The organism is Providencia sp. SP181 (genome assembly GCF_050446505.1).
Lineage (GTDB): Bacteria > Pseudomonadota > Gammaproteobacteria > Enterobacterales > Enterobacteriaceae > Providencia > Providencia vermicola.
The window spans coordinates 111,138-127,744 of sequence record NZ_JBBPXM010000011.1; the positions used below are offsets into that span (position 1 = coordinate 111,138).

Below are 16,607 nucleotides of genomic sequence, written 5' to 3' on the forward strand. Positions count from 1 at the left end.
AGCCAATTTGTGCTAAAAATAACTTTATAAAGCGACATATATCGCAATTAACTCATATTTAATGACTTATTAGTCTGGAGAATCTCGATGAAAAATTTAGAAAGTGGTGCGATATTATTGGCCCGTATCATGATGCCAATCCTGTTTATTGTCGCTGGATATGGAAAATTGGGTGATGCTTATGCAGGCACACAACAATATATGCAAGCCATGGGTGTTCCTAGCTTCTTATTACCTTTAACAATTTTATTAGAATTAGGCGGCGGATTAGCGGTTCTGTTTGGTTTCTTAACTCGTACCGTTGCTTTGTTCACTGCAGGTTTCACTGTATTAACAGCATTGCTGTTCCACATCGACTTTAGTGTGGCACCAAACAGCTTGATGTTTATGAAGAACTTTACTATCGCGGGCGGTTTCTTACTGTTAGCGGTTACAGGCCCAGGTAAATTTAGTATCGATCATTTACTCGGCAAAAAATGGTAATACGCGTTTCATATCACCCTTATTGATTTCTGATTTGTCTTCATTTGTTTGTCCAACTTACACCTCCCTCGGGAGGTGTTTTTTTATTCAAAATAATTGTTTTGAAGTTAATAGAAACTAAATCATCGTTATCAGTAAATGAAAATTAATCTGAGCAGCTTTATTTATTCTTGTTGAATCACCACTAATATCACGCGGCTCGTAAACTCTAAATAGTTTGGAGTTGTAGGTAGGCGGCAAATTGAGTCATCCCGTGAGCATACATATGTGACTCGGGTGACTCAATGAAGCCAACACCCCTACGACTCAAAATATGACGAGTTTACACCCTAAATAATTTAGGGATCTCACGCAAACACCACGACTTCGCCTCCCCCATACTATCCCTCCGCCACGCCATAATAATTGTCGTCTCATGGCTAAACTCGGCCCCGACAACTTTCAAGCGCCCTTCGCGAATATCTTGCTCCACCAACGGATACGGCATTGTCGCTACACCAAGTCCAGCTAATAATGCATTACGCTTATCTTCGATACTAGAAACCGTCAAACGCTGCTGTTTATCCAACAATTGTACGGTGATCACAGGACGTTCACGAGCTGTATCAGCAACGGCAATCCCACGGTATTTCACTCTCGTCACATCAGAAAGTGGCTCTGGCTCTTGATGGATGGGATGATCTGGACTCGCTACGTAAATATGGTTAATGGTGTATAACGGCTTCGAGTTAATTTCTGACGATGAACGAAAGTGCATATCGGGCGCAATCACAATATCTGCCTTACCACTTTCAAGACGCTCCCATGCGCCTGCCAGCACTTCTGTAATCAATGATAATTGCGTTTCTGACTTTTCAGCCAAACGCTCCACTAATGGGAACAACGACTGGGCTGGCACCAATGCCTCACAAACAATTGTTAAATGGGTCTCCCAACCTTTAGCAAGTGCTTCAGCATCTGATGTCAGCTTATCCGCCGCTTCGAGTAAAATACGGCCTCTATCCAGCAGCATTCTGCCGACATTGGTAAATTTAGTTCTATGTCCTGAACGGTCAAACAAAATTACATCGAGCTCTTCTTCTAACTTTTGCATGGTATAGCTTAGCGCGGATGGCACTCGACCTAACTCCTCTGCTGCCGCTGCAAAACTGCCACGTCGGTCGATTGCATCCATCACCCTTAATGATTCAAGCGTTAATGCTCTCTCTTTACTCATGATGTATCTCTTTCAGGAAATTTGAACAAGGGAAACAGATTAACTGGCTAACAATTCAACGTCCAGCTATTTATTATAACAATAGATTATTAACTTATTATTTGGATGAGGGTTAACCATTATGATGACATTAAGACCCGTTAACCATTGCGGAAAAGCAGACTATGGTTGGCTACAAGCTCGCTATGCTTTTTCTTTCGGCCACTATTTTGACCCAGACTTTATGGGATTCAAAACATTAAGAGTACTGAACCAAGAGGTTATAGCGCCGCAAAACTCATTACAGCCAAGAATGTATCCCCATGTCGATATATTAAACATCGTGCTAAAAGGGCATGCGCAATACCGTGATAGCTTAGGGAATACCATTGATGCAAACGAAGGTGATTGCGTACGATTTTCACCCCGCCCAGACCTGAGTTACAGCGAGCAGAATATCTGCCCACAGACGCCATTAACACGCCTACAACTTTGGTTAAATGCATGTCCACAGCAAGAGTCATTACCGTTGCAGAAAGTGACGATTTCTGAAAATGAAAATTGCCTTGTGGCATCGCCAGATGGCGAAAAAAACAGTATTCAGTTACGTCAACAAATTTGGATAAACCAAATTCACTTAGCGCCGAAGTCATCATCCATGATACCTATAAAAGGCCAAAATGCCTTTTTGCAATCAATACATGGTGGCGCCACTTTGCGCAATAAACACGGTGAGACTTTAACCATGAATTGTAATGATGGGGTCTTTTTACAAAATGAAGACGAGTTTGAAATTACTGCTGATAAAGATTTTCGCGGTTTATTGATTGACCTAGGTGAACAAAACTAAGTTTACTGGCAACTTCCTGTCACCATTAATCCAGAATCCCTCATATTTAGTCGAGTATGAGGGAAAATTTGCGAACCGTTTCGCAAATTTAATCATTTACATATCCTATATATTGACAAGCCTGTGATAGAGTCCAGCCATTAGCGAGTGATAAATTTAACTATTTTTTACTCAATGGCTTTTTTCGTTTTGATTTTAAAGGTGTTTTCGTGGCGCTATTCACTCAACAACGGCACAATCAAATTTTTGCCCAAATTCTCAATGAGGTTGTTCCTCAAGATGAACTTGCTAAGCGTTTTTCCGTTTCAACGCGGACAATCCGTTCTGATATCAATGAAATCAATGAATTGATTGAAGAATATCACGCACATATCGTGTATGAACGGGGGCGTGGTTACCGTTTAAAAGTTGAAGATGAAACCCTATTTGCCACCTTTACACAACGTAGCGAAGAAGACAGCGTTATCCCTCGCACCAGCAAAGAACGTATTGATGCGTTATTATTGAAATTATTAATGTTGTCCCTTCCCGTCAAGCTTGATGACATTGCGGAAGAGTGGTTCGTCAGTCGCGGTACGCTGCAACAAGATATGGGTGCAGTCAGGGAACAGCTACAAAAATACCAAATTGCGCTGGAAAGTATTCCACATCAAGGTATTCGCCTCAATGGCAGCGAATGGGCGATTCGTGCTTGCATGACAGAAACCTTATGGCGCCGTTATTCGGAGCAAATCACGCCTGATTTAACCACATTCCGCCCAGATAGCTTGGATAATTTGGATTTAACCTATATTGATAAAGTGCTTCATAACAGTATGAATCGCTTTGATATTCGTATTAGCAATGAGGGGCATCTCTACCTCGTTTTTAACTGCGCCGTGACCATTTTACGCATCACTCGGGGCCATGAACTCACCACCCCCGTCAAAAATGATGAAGCGGAAGAAGTGATCCGCAAAGCCAGTGATGAAATATCAAAAGGGCTAATTTACTTTCTGGGGAATGACCTCTCTAATGCGGAACTCTGCTATTTACATGACCAAATTATTGCCCAGCGCATTAGCCACCAAGACTCATCCACACAAAAAAGTGGCAGCCACAATGAGCTTTCAGAATATATCTTGAATTATATTAACGAGTTATATAACTATGATTTACGAAACGATGAAAAGCTTAAAAAAGATCTCAACACGCATCTTGCCGCGCTGATCACGCGCTTGCAGTACCATATTTCCACACCAAATCCGCTTTTATCTGATATTAAACAGTATTATCCGTTTGCCTATGATGTCACGCTCAGTGCGTTAACTAGTGCGAGTAAGCAATTACTTCCTCACCCCATCAGTGAAGACGAACTAGGCTACCTTGCAGTTCATATTGGTGTGAGCCTTGAGCGTAACTATGGTGCTGGCTCGATACGCCAAACCGAGGTGCTCGTTGTTACGGATGCGGGGAACTCAACGTTCCGTGTGGTTGAGTCAAAAATTATGCGCGAATTTCCACAATTGAAATTTAGCCGCGGGCTAACCTTGCAAGAATATGAATCGCTGAGTGAAGTGAGTGAAGATTTTGTGATCACGACAGTGAGAATTTCTGAAAAAAATAAACCTGTTATCAAAATCGCGCCCTTTCCAACGCCTTACCAATTAGAGCAAGTTGGGCGACTCGCGATGGTGGATCAAACGCGTCCTTACATTATCGAGCGTTTTTTTGACGAACGATTTTTTATGGTGATTAACGAAAAAATCAGCCAAGAAGCGTTATTTCAAACGGTTTGCCATAAATTACAGCAAGAAGGTTACGTCACACCTGAATTTTACCCATCTTTGCAAGAGCGTGAGTCCATCGTTTCCACCCTTTTAGGTGAAGGTATCGCCCTGCCCCATTCATTAGGTTTATTGGCAAACAAGACCGTTGTTGCAACGGTTGTCGCACCCAAAGGCATTGAATGGAATCAAGAAACCAAAGAAAATGCCTATGTTATTTTCCTACTCGCCATCAGTAAGGCAGATTATGAAGAAGCGATGGCGATTTACGATTTATTCGTCACCTTTGTGAAAGAAAAAACCACGCGCCGCCTTATTAGTGTAAAAAACTTCAATGAATTCCAAGTGATCGCCAAGGACAGCTTGGCAAGGGTGCTGTAGCCCTCGTGCAACTTCCACTTCCAGGTGGAAAAGTGGGAGTTGCCGTCTTTTACGTGATCCTAACCACAACTCTACGAAATCTTTTTCTCATCATACTTGCAGGTTTTACCCCCTAAACGGCTAAGTGGAAACAATAACCACCAAAAGTAACCGACTCTAATTTTCTATTTCCACTTATCCTTCCAATTGTATGCTCCATTTCCAGTTATACCACAAAAAATATATCCATTTGATTTTATTAAAATTAATTGTACCCCCTCATCAGTCTAGTCGCTTACTGATGATTGATACATGTCAATTTTTCCATTTAACTTCCAAATAGTCTAAATAATAAACTAATTTTACTTAGTTTGATTTCCAAATTATTTCCACTTCTAAGTGGAAATTCACTGCCTGCAAAAAGTGCCAATAAGCGTCTAATGTATAAGACATGAAGGAACAGAGTAGTCTAACTAGCAATATTACTTTGGATTTTAAATAGTTATGAGTGAATCAGTTGTCGTTTTTCAAATGTTAGAGCACGATCTTGATATTGATGAGGTCACACAAAAACTGCTGGCAGTGATTACTGACTGGCTCAAGCAAGAGGACTGCTACACCACCGATGTACAACAACAAATGTTGGAGTCTCATCTACGTGCCATGGTAGCGAGAGCGAAAACTGGCGAAGCATTACCTGAGGTTGATATCAGTCTATTCGATGAGATATCTCAACATTCGATTGCATTAGCTCAGCGAGTTGTCGATACGCTCCCTGGCTTAGCACCAGAAGAGACATATTTGCTTTCTGTTCACTTTGAAGTCGTTCGTTCAAATGATTAATTTTTAAGTTGTAGGATTGGAGAATATTTATATGAAACAGATCGTTATTGTGATCGGAGACCGTTTAGGTAAAGGGCAAAAAGTTGCCGCAGGCGTTGAAGCAGCTGGCGGAAAAGCGATTGTTGTCCCAGGTGTGGCAGCAGATATGAAACTCGGTGATGTCATGAACGCAGAGCAAGCCGACCTTGGGATTTCATTTTGTGGCAGTGGCGGCGCAGGCGCTATCACCGCTCAAACCAAATATGGCTATAAAGCTCGTTATGGGATGCGCTCTATTGAAGAGGGAGAAACCGCCATTGCAGAGGGCTGCAATGTATTAGGTTTCGGTTTTATGGACAAGGAAGAGTTAGGCGAGCGCTTAGTTAAAGCATTTAATAAAAAATACGGCAACGCTTAATGAAAAAATCGATCGAAACGACAGTACGGGTGACAGGGCAAGGCGACACCAAGCAAAAAGCCATTGCGGACGCCTTAAATTCGATTCAAAAAACCGTACTGAAAAACAGCACAGACATCATCCTGCGGATAGAACCAAAGGATGTTGAGGTTGTTAGTGCTCACTCGCACTCGCGGACAGAAAAATTTCTTTTCATCTTTTTGCCACGCAAACGTGAACATTTCCGTGTTGTACTCGACGTTTCGCTGGATGTCACCTTACTTTCTGTCAACGAAATACCATTTACAGAACAATAATAGCAATCAGGTCTGGAGTTAATTCCATGAGTGAAACTGCATCTTTTTTAGAAATATTGGGCATGTCCCTCATTATCGGTGGGCTCTGCGGCTTCGGTTTAGGCGCAGGCGCGGCACGTATGTTCCACGCACCGACCGTGCAAGGGATGGGGGCATTTCGTACATTGGGCGAACTTAACGCATGTGAAGGCGACCCTGCATCTCACTTCTCTTTCGGCTTAGGGTTCTTCTTTAACGCATGGGCATCGTCCGTTGCTGCGGGTGCATTCACGCAAGACGTTGACCACCGTATCATCCCAAACTGGGGGGCTGCGGCACTTTTAACTAAAAACCGTAATGTAGCAGAAACCCTACATAACCCGAAAAAAATGGCCATTGCCTGTGCCATCATCGGGGCATTTGTGGTGGCCTTCTTAAATACCACCGCATCCGCTGTTCCTGCAGCACTGCAAACCACGGCAATTAACGTTCTCGTTCCTGCAGCAAACCTGCTGGTGAATACGGTGATGCCAGTGATTTTCTGGTTAGCAGCGATGGATGCAGGCCGCCGTTCTGGTTTCTGGGCAACGCTGTTCGGTGGTTGTGCTCAGCTAATCATGGGTAATGCTATCCCTGGTTTAGTATTAGGTATCTTGATAGGTAAAGGCGTTGATGATAACGGCTGGAACCGCATCACACGCACAATGATGATAACAGTCGTTCTATTGTTCGTTCTGAGTGGCTTCTTCCGTGAGTTTGACCTGAAAATGATCACCTCTTTCAACCTAGACAAACCACTGTGGCTTGAATACGTCCACGGACTGCTGAGCGGGAAATAATCATGACAACTGAAATTAATAAAGACGATTTTTGGTACGCCGAGTGGTCATTCCCCATCTTTGTTGGGCTGCTATCAGCAGGGATCTTCGCAGGTACCCATATGTACGTGGTTTACGGGTTCGGCGCATTTAACGAAGTGGCTTTTGTCGCCATGTTACGCGCAGGGCTCGACACTGGGGTTTACGGTGCAGTAGCGGCATTCGGTGCGAGTTTCTTATTCGCTCGAATTATCGAAGGTTCACTGGTAGGGATTTTGGATATCGGTGGCGCATTGCAAACAGGGATTGGCCTTGGTGTCCCCGCTCTGTTCCTCGCGGCTGGCTGGGATATTTTAGTCACTAACTTTTGGATTTCGTTACTGACAGGCTTATTCCTTGGCGTATTAATCGGTTTACTGATTGTTTTTGCACGTAAATTCACTATTGCTCAAGCCAACTCAACCTTTGGCGCTGACGTCATGATGGGTGCAGGTAATACTTCAGGCCGATTCTTAGGCCCACTGATTATCTTAGCGGCGATGGCGGCATCCATTCCAATCGGGATCGGTTCACTGATTGGCGCTCTAATTTTCTATGTATGGCAAAAACCCGTTGCTGGCGGGGCAATTTTAGGCGCGATGTTATTCGGTTATTTCTTCCCTATCGTTGCTTAATGCGCATTATCCCAGGGCATATGCCCTGGGTCACTAGGCAGCAAAAACACTGCGGTTTGCATCATTTAGAACACACTTTTAAGCATGATCTAAATAATTCAAATTGCAGCTAGGCAGCAAATGACGATAACCCTAGGCGCATATATCTGCATGTGGTTAGGGCCTTGAAAAACTGCGATTCGTATCATTTAGAATAAACATTTAAGCATACTCTAAATAATTCAAATTGCAGCTAGGTGGCAAACGACGATATCCCTAGGAGCATACAAAAGTATGTGACTAGGGTAGCGGAAGAGCAGCCAACAACGCTGCGGTTTGAAGTATGACGAGTATGAAGAAGGTAACTACATGTACACACTCATCATCAAACACGGTAAACGTATCGACGGCACAATTATCGATATACTGATTAAAGACGGAAAAATCGAGGCAGCAGGCCCAGAGTTAGCCTGCAACCAACAAGCTGACAAAGTGATTGACTTGAAAGGGAAAACGTATGTCAGCGCGGGATGGATTGATTCTCATGCACACTGTTTTGCCGAATCACCAATCTACTTTGATGACCCCGATTTAGCAGGCGCTGCGGGCGGCGTTACCTCACTGGTTGATGCGGGGAGTGTGGGCGCTGACGATATTGATAAATTTTATCAATTAACCAAAAAGTCCAAAACCAACGTCTTTTCTTTGTTGAATATTTCACGAATTGGCATCATTGCACAAAATGAATTGTCCGATATGAACAATATCAACGAAGTGTGTTTTCAAGAGGCTATCGAACGCCACCAAGGCTTTGTCGTGGGAATGAAAGCCCGTATGAGTAAAAGCGTTGTGGGTGAAAATGGCATCGCACCACTGATTCAAGCCAAAGAGATGCAGAAAAAACACCATCTCCCATTGATGGTGCATATCGGTAATAACCCACCAGATATTGATGAAGTCGCTGATTTGCTCACGCGTGGCGATATCATCACACACTGCTTTAATGGTAAACCCAATAAAATTTTAGGTGACGATGGCTATCTTAAACCCTCAATTGCTCGAGCTCTGGCACGTGGTGTGATTTTAGATGTCGGCCATGGCGGTGAAAGTTTTAGCTTTAAAGTCGCTGAACAAGCCATGCGTATTGGTACATACCCTGACATTATCAGCTCCGATATTTATCATCGCAACCGTGTGAATGGCCCTGTTTACAGCCTTGCATTTGTGATGACTAAATTCCTGTGCATGGGCTTTAGCGCAGAGCAAATTTTACGTTGTGTTACAGAAAAAGCCGCTAATTTCTTATCGCTGCCTGCGAAAGGGTATTTAAGACCTGGTTTCGATGCAGACATTACGTTGTTTGATCTGAAAGAAGAACAAACTGAACTCACTGACGCAGAAGGCGAACATCGCGTAGGTACGCACCGCTTTGTTCCTATTGCCGCTATCGTTGGTGGTAAACATATTATTCATGCACAAGGCGAATCCGAATATGCAATCGATTTATGAGAAATATCAGTTAAAACACGTTATCAACGCGTCTGGCCGCATGACCATTCTAGGCGTATCGACACCAACGCCTGAAGTTGTTGAACGTGTCGCTTACGGACTTAATAATTACTTTGAAATTAAAGATTTAGTCAATAAAACAGGTGAATACATCGCCAATTTATTGAATGTCGAAGCTGCTGTTGTGGTCTCTTGCGCCTCAGCAGGTATTGCCCAAGCCGTTGCGGGTGTGATTGTGCAAGACGATGATGACTTATTATTGAACCTGCATTCATCGGAAAAAGTTGTTCCGCGTGAAATTATTTTACCGAAAGGCCATAACGTCAACTTTGGTGCGCCAGTTGACACAATGGTGTCTTTAGGCGGCGGAAAAGTAATTGAAGCGGGCTTTGCAAACGAATGCAGTGCAGCCCAATTAGCCGCAAAAATCACCCCAAATACGGCAGCAATTTTGTATATCAAATCCCATCATACCGTGCAAAAAAGTATGTTAACCGTCGAGCAAGCGGCTAAAGTGGCACATGACCACCAGCTGCCATTGATTGTTGATGCTGCAGCAGAAGAAGAGTTAACCGCTTATTACCAAGCGGGTGGCGATATTGTGATTTACAGTGGTGCAAAGGCCATTGAAGGGCCGACCAGTGGCTTAGTCGTTGGTAAAAAACAGTATATTGAGTGGGTAAAACGCCAAAACCAAGGTATTGGCCGTGCCATGAAAGTGGGTAAGGAAGGCATTTTGGGCTTAACCCTTGCCATCGAACAGTACTTAACTGCACAAAAAGAAACTGGCGCAGAAATGGTCACGCGAATGGCGAAGTTTATCAGTGATCTAAATGCCATAAAGGGCATTTCAGCCCAAGTCGTCTGGGACGCCGCAGGGCGCGACATCGCCCGTACCGAAATCAGCTTCGATGAAAAAGTGATTGGTAAAACAACCTACCAAATTATGGCTGACTTAAAACAAGGCGATACCGCGATTTACTTCCGTGAATATAAAGCCAACGAAGGGAAAGTCGAGGCGGATATCCGCAGCGTCAGTACTGATCAACTTGATGTTATTTCAAAGAATATTCGCTTGTTAGTAGAAGGAATTTAAGATGAAACTGTCACCGAATTTTTACCGTGACCGCGTTTGTTTAAATGTATTGGCTGGCAGCCACCAAAATGCCAAAGATATCTATGCCGCCGCAGAAACCTTTGTTGTCGTCGGTGTATTATCTAAAAACTACCCTGATTTAGACAGTGCTATCGCTGATATGCGCATTTATGCCAAAGAAACGGACAATGCATTATCTGTGGGTCTCGGTGCAGGTGACCCGAATCAATCCACAATGGTCTCCTTGATTTCAAAAGAAATTCAGCCACAGCACGTCAACCAAGTGTTTACAGGAGCGCCAATCAGCCGTGCGTTATTAGGCCAAAATGAGACATTTGTGAATGCGTTGATTTCCCCAACGGGCACAATTGGCATGGTGAAAATTTCCACGGGCCCATTAAGCTCCCAAGCCCCTGACGGTATCGTCCCTATCGAAACCGCAATTATGATGCTAAAAGACATGGGGGCTGACTCTGTTAAATTCTTTAATATGAAAGGGTTAACCTATATTGAAGAATATAAAGCTATCGCCCAAGCCTGTGCCAAATTTGATTTTTCTTTAGAGCCGACGGGCGGCATTGACCTAGACAATTTTGCCGAAATTTTGCAAATCGCCCTAGATGCAGGCGTGAAGAAAATCATTCCTCATATTTATAGTTCAATTATTGATAAAGATACGGGCAATACACGCCCAGAAGATGTGCGTCAGTTATTGCAGATGGTTAAGCAAGCGGTTAATTGATGCGTTAAAAGCAGTAAAAAGAAGTCAGAAAATAAATATAAGCGAACGTTACAAACTGAGTCATTGTGACAAAGTGACCAAAACAACAAATGCCCCACTCATCTTGTCTGTGTGGGGATTTTTTTCATTCTCTATCAATGACCTATGCTTCGCGCATTCGGTATAATATGAAACCAATAATTATCTGGCACAGGGCTATCCCATACCTCGAAGAAAGCAGCAATACCAATCATGATAAATAAAATTGCCAAGGTCAAAGCCATCATAACAATCCCTGATAATGGAAATTGACGTTTTTGCGTGGGTATTTGCAGTGAAAAATCCAGCGTTGACGCAACTGGGCAGGATTCCACACAAGTCATACACCCCGTGCACTCCGCCGTTCTTACCTGAATGAGTTTATCCACTGGAATACGTGATGGGCAATTTTTTGCACATTTTCCACAGTCAATACAACTTTCCACATTTCGGTGAATTTTAACGGGAGAAAGTAGTGATAATAGCCCCAACAGCGCGCCATAAGGGCAGAGATAACGGCACCAAGCATTGCGAATAAACACACTCAGCACCACCAAAACCACCACACTAATCAATGCAAAATCGCTAATATGGCGAAAGAAATCCAACATTTTCACATCAATAATGATCCCATAAGGCGACATCATAAAGTATTGAATCATCTGCGCTGACATAGAAAATGCAATATAAAGAAAGAAGCTTAACAGCACATACTTTAGGCCTCGCAGGGGAATATCTAGCCATTTAGGGAGATTGATTTGATAGCGAAACAGTTTTTTCCCTAATTTCCCTGTATATTCCGATACTGTGCCTATTGGGCACATCCATGAACAAAAGGACTTTTTCAGCAATAAACTGATAAGAATAAAAGCCACTAACAGAAACATCGACGCCGCATGAATAGGTGGGAAGCTCCCTGTTTCTAATGTGTATTTTAAGTTCATTAACCCCGCAATGGGTAGCCAGCCTTCAATACCTCCAGGACGTGGAAGGTACAACGTTTCCCCTCCAGTTTCGAAGTAACGTACCCAGTAATAGAAAGTAATACCGATATAAAGATTTATCGCCAGCAGTATAATTTGGACGACTTTTCGCCATGTTGAGGTATTTCGCCAGTCATTCCAAGGAAGCTTACCGCCCACCGTACCAGGGCGACGTTGGTACCTTACACGTGGTTTTTCTATCATGTCCACATATCTCTTTAACATGCATTATAAATACCACTATTGTATTTACATATTCACAAAGCGTATTGATTTACATCAGAGGGTTGTGACGTTGATGATTTGATGTAGCAAATGGTGAAGACAAACCAGAAAAGAAAGAAGAAAAGTGTTTTTATATTAAATCAAAAGATTATGATTTTTTCTAAATAGTTCGTGTTGTACCGAGGCGGCAAAATGAAGACAACGCGGGGAGCATACAAAAGTATGTGACCCGTGTGGCTGAATGCAGCCAACAAAGGTACAACGCGAAATATGACGAAAAAATAACAAAATCAGATTTTTTCTAACATAATTCGAGTTGTGCCAAGGCGGCAAAATGAGGAAATCCCTAGGAGCATACACCAGCATGTGACTAGGGTTGACGAATGACGCCAACACAGGCACAGCTTGAAGTATGACAAAAAAATAACAAACTAAGATTTTTTCTAAATAGTTCGTGTTGTACCGAGGCGGCAAAATGAAGACAGCGCGGGGAGCATACAAAAGTATGTGACCCGTGTGGCTGAATGCAGCCAACAAAGGTACAGCGCGAAATATGACGAAAAAAGGGAGTTGGCCGATAAGCCGGGTTCTGTCGTGGACAACCATTCATCTAGGCCAGCACTTGCGCACTGGCTCCAGCAACCTACCCGAGTTCAATGCGGGCCGCACCATATGAACCCCTATTTGGTCTTGCTCCGGGTGGAGTTTACCGTGCCACGAACTGTTGCCAGTCGCGCGGTGCGCTCTTACCGCACCCTTTCACCCTTACCTGATCCTGTAAACAGGCCATCGGCGGTTTGCTCTCTGTTGCACTAGTCGTAGGCTTGCGCCTCCCAGACGTTATCTGGCACCCTGCCCTATGGAGCCCGGACTTTCCTCCCCTCTACCCGTCTCCCGAAGGGACTACGATAAAGCAGCGGTTGTCTGGCCAACTCCGCGGCGAATTATAGGCACTTTGCTACGGCTTGTACAGACTTTCGAACAGGCAATTGACGACTTAAGCCCTTGATAGCGCTATTTGCTTAAAAGTTATTCATCACCTTGATTATCTAACATCAATTTATACAGCATATTTTTCTTTAAACCGTAAATTTCGGCAGTAATCGCTGCTGCTTTTTTCGGGGGGAGCTCTTTTTGCAATAAATTGAGAGTGCGGATAACATCAGGTGAAATTGCTGAGTCATCTTCAGGTTTCTTATAACCCTCTACAACCAACACCATCTCACCTCGATGGCGGTTTTCATCTTCTTGCACCCAAGCTAACAACTCCCCCACAGGACGCCCCTCAATAGACTCCCACGTTTTTGTCAGTTCACGGGCTAACACAACATGGCGATCTGGTCCCCAGACTTCCACCATATCTGCTAAACTGTCTAGTAAGCGATGGGTTGATTCATAAAAAATTAGCGTTCGTGTTTCTTGTTCGAGTGATTGTAAAACGTCCTTCCGGCCTTTTGTTTTCGCAGGTAAAAAACCCTCATAACAAAAACGGTCTGATGGTAAGCCCGCAGCTGATAGTGCAGTAATCGCCGCACAAGCACCAGGTAAAGGTACCACTCGAATACCCGCTTCACGACAGCGATTGACCAAATGATAACCTGGATCATTAATTAAAGGTGTACCTGCATCTGAGACTAATGCGATACTATCACCTTGATGAAGTTTGCTAATTAATTGATCTGCCTTTTGCTGTTCATTATGATCATGCAGAGCAAACAGTCGTGCATTTATCGCAAAATTTTGTAATAAAATGCCTGAATGCCGAGTGTCCTCTGCCGCAATAAGGTCAACATGTTTAAGAACATCCAGCGCGCGTTGCGTGATGTCGCCCATATTCCCAATCGGTGTTGGGACGATATACAGCGTGGATGCCATAACCACAGCTTGATTAGGTTGGTTCATTGTTTCATCCGAATAGCCGGTTTAAAATTAAGCAATTGAAAAATACACCATTGGATACAGTATGCGTCCTTCAATTTTTTTGCATTTGAAAAAAGGGTTAATCTGCACAGCAATGCTGTCCACATTTGCACTCTCTGGGTGCCAAATTGTCTCAGATTATTTTCCTTCCACCCAAAAAACACCTGAGCAAAGCACGTCCGATGCCAGCGGCTACCAAGCTATCATTGATGCGGCTCAAGGCAAACCCTCTCTGGAAGCACTTCGTGCCTACATTAGCCAAGAACCATTATTAAAGACAGCTGCCGAGCGCCAAGTTAACATCGATGGATTATGGAAGATGTTAACACAGTTGACACCAGATCAGATTCACGGAATTGGCGCAGAGGAAAATATTCTCCAAGGCTGGGTTGATCTGCTCGATATTTATCAAAATAACCAAGATGACCCTGATGCCCTCCGTGCGGGTTTTAACGACTGGAAAATGCGCTACTCCAACAACCCTGGTGCTGCGCTAGCCCCAACTCAGCTAATTCAAGCAATGTTACCGCGCGTCGGTAATAGCCCCAAAATTGCATTATTTCTCCCAATGAGCGGCCAAGGCAAAGTATTTGGTCAGGCCATCATGCAAGGGTTTATGGATGCACAAAAAGGCATTCCTCAAGGTTCAGCAACGCCAGCAAGAACAGCCCCGCAGCCGAGTAGCGGCAACGATGTGCTAGACCAAATTTATGCAGAAGTTGCGAATACCGCAGGCGACGTCCCCACAGATACAGACATCGTCTCCTCTAGCCTACAAATTGATGCTACACCTGTGAATACACAAACAATCAAAGTGTTTGATACCACAGGCAAGCAAATGCCCCAATTACTGGAACAAGCGAAAAACGAAGGTTTCAACCTCGTTGTTGGCCCGCTATTGAAAAATGATGTTCAAACTATCGCACAAATGGGTGCACCTGTTAGCGTATTAGCCTTGAATGAGTTGGATGCTAACCAATTACAGCCACGTCCAAATCTTTGCTACTTTTCGCTTTCTCCTGAGGATGAAGCGCAAAATGCTGCTGCGTATATGCGAGCACAAGGCAAGCAAATGCCTTTGGTTTTAGTACCTGCTAATGCATTTGGAGATAGAATCGCCAAAGCCTTCGCTCAAGGGTGGCAATCAAAAGGTGGCGGTACGGTATTAATGCAAACCTTCGGTTCAGTGCCTTCTTTAAAAGAATCCATTAACCGTGGTGCAGGAATTCGAATGACGGGAACGCTGGTTAACACAGGTAACCCGCTAGGCGAAACAAGTGATGCAATTGACTCTGTTTATATCGTTGCAACTCGTGATGAACTCACACTGATTAAACCGATGATTGAAATGGCGATCAGTTCTCGCTCTCGCCCTGCACTTTATACTAGTTCTCGTAGCAACCAAGCAGGTTCAGGTGCAGACTACCGTTTTGAAATGGATGGCGTAAAATTTAGCGAAATCCCACTGCTTGCGGGAGCAAATAATAACCTACGCAAACAGGCGCAACAAAAACTGAATAATGACTATTCGTTATTCCGCCTGTATGCAATGGGTATTGATGCATGGTCATTAGCGAATAGCTATGACAAACTGCAACAAGCAGGACAAGTGAGAATCAATGGTGCATCAGGAACATTAAGTACACAAGCTAACTGTGTGGTATTCCGAGAACTGCCATGGTTACAGTTTAAACAAGGGCAAGTTGTCCCTGCGCAATAAAAAAAGATGAGCCATCAGGATGATGGCTCAAACTGCTGACAAACCGATTAGGTTTGACTGCAGGTTGGATAGGTTTTGAAAATAAATTAGGAAAATCAATTTATTGGTTTTCGGCTGATAACACAAAGTAGGAAAAACCACGCTTTTATCCTGCTTTGTCAGCAACCTCAGCCATCAGGATGATGGCTTTTTTCAGACAAGGACGTCATGAAAGCAATTCAAAAACCCTTAAGATGGTTAACAGGCCGATATTACGAAAATCAAGCTCTCGCATTTTTGAAAAAACAGGGACTAACCTTTATTGAACGCAATGCGAGAAATCGAGGAGGGGAAATTGACCTCATCATGCGTGATAAAACAGGTTGGATATTTATTGAGGTTCGATTTCGCAAAAATTGTGATTACGGTGATGCGCTTTTATCAGTAAACTGGCATAAACGTAGAAAGTTATTAGCCGCAGCCAAAATTTGGCTTGCACAGCGACAAGAGAGTTTCGAAACCAGTGCCTGTCGATTTGATATTTGTGCTATTACAGGTAATCAATTCGAATGGATACAAAATGCCTTTAATGATGAAGGCTAATATTCGTCAATAAGCTATTATATTCTTTATCATTAGCGATTTCGGTCAACACAGCGACAGCGCGAACATGACGGGTTTACCCTAAATAATTCGTGTTGTCGTAAGGCGACAATTGAGCTAATCCCTATGAGCATACAAAAGTATGTGATTAGGGTTAGCGATTGCGGTCAAC

Annotated in this window: 15 protein-coding genes, 1 other RNA gene and 1 pseudogene; 13 read left to right on the top strand and 4 right to left on the bottom strand. The window is 43.5% G+C overall.

Going from position 1 to position 16,607, the window contains the following annotated elements:
• Positions 1 to 87 precede the first annotated feature (87 nt).
• Positions 88 to 483 carry a DoxX family protein gene (locus tag AABS66_RS17130; RefSeq protein ID WP_206083585.1) on the top strand — a complete coding sequence of 132 codons (396 nt, stop codon included), beginning with the start codon at positions 88 to 90 and terminating at the stop codon, positions 481 to 483.
• Between the two features lie 322 nt (positions 484 to 805).
• Here AABS66_RS17130 and AABS66_RS17135 read toward each other — a convergent pair whose 3' ends face one another.
• Positions 806 to 1,699 carry a LysR family transcriptional regulator gene (locus AABS66_RS17135; RefSeq protein ID WP_206083584.1) on the bottom strand — a complete coding sequence of 298 codons (894 nt, stop codon included), beginning with the start codon at positions 1,697 to 1,699 and terminating at the stop codon, positions 806 to 808.
• Between the two features lie 121 nt (positions 1,700 to 1,820).
• On the opposite strand from AABS66_RS17135, the gene AABS66_RS17140 reads away from it, so the two are divergent.
• The 10 genes and pseudogenes from AABS66_RS17140 to dagF all read left to right on the top strand — a co-directional run bounded on the left by AABS66_RS17140 (position 1,821) and on the right by dagF (position 10,987).
• Positions 1,821 to 2,528, top strand: a complete 708-nt coding sequence (locus tag AABS66_RS17140; protein WP_430225212.1) for a pirin family protein — start codon at positions 1,821 to 1,823, stop codon at positions 2,526 to 2,528.
• A gap of 197 nt (positions 2,529 to 2,725) precedes the next feature.
• A pseudogene (locus AABS66_RS17145) lies at positions 2,726 to 4,675 on the top strand (BglG family transcription antiterminator); the annotation flags it as partial.
• A gap of 483 nt (positions 4,676 to 5,158) precedes the next feature.
• Positions 5,159 to 5,497, top strand: a complete 339-nt coding sequence (locus AABS66_RS17150) for a transcriptional antiterminator (RefSeq protein ID WP_206083581.1) — start codon at positions 5,159 to 5,161, stop codon at positions 5,495 to 5,497.
• Positions 5,498 to 5,528: 31 nt separating this feature from the next.
• On the top strand, positions 5,529 to 5,894 hold the full coding sequence (locus AABS66_RS17155; protein WP_206083580.1) for an SFCGS family glycine-rich protein: 366 nt from the start codon (positions 5,529 to 5,531) through the stop codon (positions 5,892 to 5,894).
• Positions 5,894 to 6,190, top strand: coding sequence for a DUF4312 family protein (locus tag AABS66_RS17160; RefSeq protein WP_047756106.1), 297 nt, complete (start codon positions 5,894 to 5,896; stop codon positions 6,188 to 6,190). Before AABS66_RS17155 ends, AABS66_RS17160 begins: the two co-directional genes overlap by 1 nt.
• Positions 6,191 to 6,216: 26 nt before the next feature.
• Positions 6,217 to 7,008 (top strand): DUF4311 domain-containing protein, encoded by a 792-nt coding sequence (locus AABS66_RS17165; protein ID WP_206083579.1) that lies wholly within the window; start codon positions 6,217 to 6,219, stop codon positions 7,006 to 7,008.
• Between the two features lie 2 nt (positions 7,009 to 7,010).
• Entirely contained in the window at positions 7,011 to 7,661 is a 651-nt protein-coding gene (locus tag AABS66_RS17170; protein WP_206083578.1) for a DUF4310 family protein, read from the top strand.
• 348 nt (positions 7,662 to 8,009) lie between these two features.
• The gene (locus tag AABS66_RS17175; protein WP_206083577.1) at positions 8,010 to 9,149 is read left to right on the top strand and encodes an amidohydrolase/deacetylase family metallohydrolase; all 1,140 of its coding nucleotides are present in this window, start codon (positions 8,010 to 8,012) and stop codon (positions 9,147 to 9,149) included.
• Entirely contained in the window at positions 9,133 to 10,245 is a 1,113-nt protein-coding gene (locus AABS66_RS17180; protein WP_206083576.1) for a DgaE family pyridoxal phosphate-dependent ammonia lyase, read from the top strand. The genes AABS66_RS17175 and AABS66_RS17180 overlap by 17 nt, the downstream gene beginning before the upstream one ends.
• A 1-nt stretch (position 10,246) precedes the next feature.
• Entirely contained in the window at positions 10,247 to 10,987 is a 741-nt protein-coding gene (gene dagF, locus AABS66_RS17185; RefSeq protein WP_206083575.1) for a 2-dehydro-3-deoxy-phosphogluconate aldolase, read from the top strand.
• Positions 10,988 to 11,121: 134 nt separating this feature from the next.
• Here dagF and AABS66_RS17190 read toward each other — a convergent pair whose 3' ends face one another.
• The 3 genes from AABS66_RS17190 to rsmI all read right to left on the bottom strand — a co-directional run bounded on the left by AABS66_RS17190 (position 11,122) and on the right by rsmI (position 14,115).
• Positions 11,122 to 12,192, bottom strand: coding sequence for a 4Fe-4S binding protein (locus AABS66_RS17190; protein WP_430225213.1), 1,071 nt, complete (start codon positions 12,190 to 12,192; stop codon positions 11,122 to 11,124).
• A 583-nt stretch (positions 12,193 to 12,775) separates the two neighbouring features.
• Positions 12,776 to 13,149: RNase P RNA component class A (gene rnpB, locus AABS66_RS17195), an RNA gene on the bottom strand.
• A 93-nt stretch (positions 13,150 to 13,242) separates the two neighbouring features.
• Positions 13,243 to 14,115, bottom strand: coding sequence for a 16S rRNA (cytidine(1402)-2'-O)-methyltransferase (gene rsmI, locus AABS66_RS17200; protein WP_206083573.1), 873 nt, complete (start codon positions 14,113 to 14,115; stop codon positions 13,243 to 13,245).
• A 61-nt stretch (positions 14,116 to 14,176) separates the two neighbouring features.
• Between rsmI and AABS66_RS17205 the strand changes: the two genes are divergently transcribed.
• Positions 14,177 to 15,853, top strand: coding sequence for a penicillin-binding protein activator (locus AABS66_RS17205; RefSeq protein WP_206083572.1), 1,677 nt, complete (start codon positions 14,177 to 14,179; stop codon positions 15,851 to 15,853).
• Positions 15,854 to 16,060: 207 nt separating this feature from the next.
• Positions 16,061 to 16,435, top strand: a complete 375-nt coding sequence (locus AABS66_RS17210; RefSeq protein ID WP_206083571.1) for a YraN family protein — start codon at positions 16,061 to 16,063, stop codon at positions 16,433 to 16,435.
• The last annotated feature ends 172 nt before the right edge of the window (positions 16,436 to 16,607 follow it).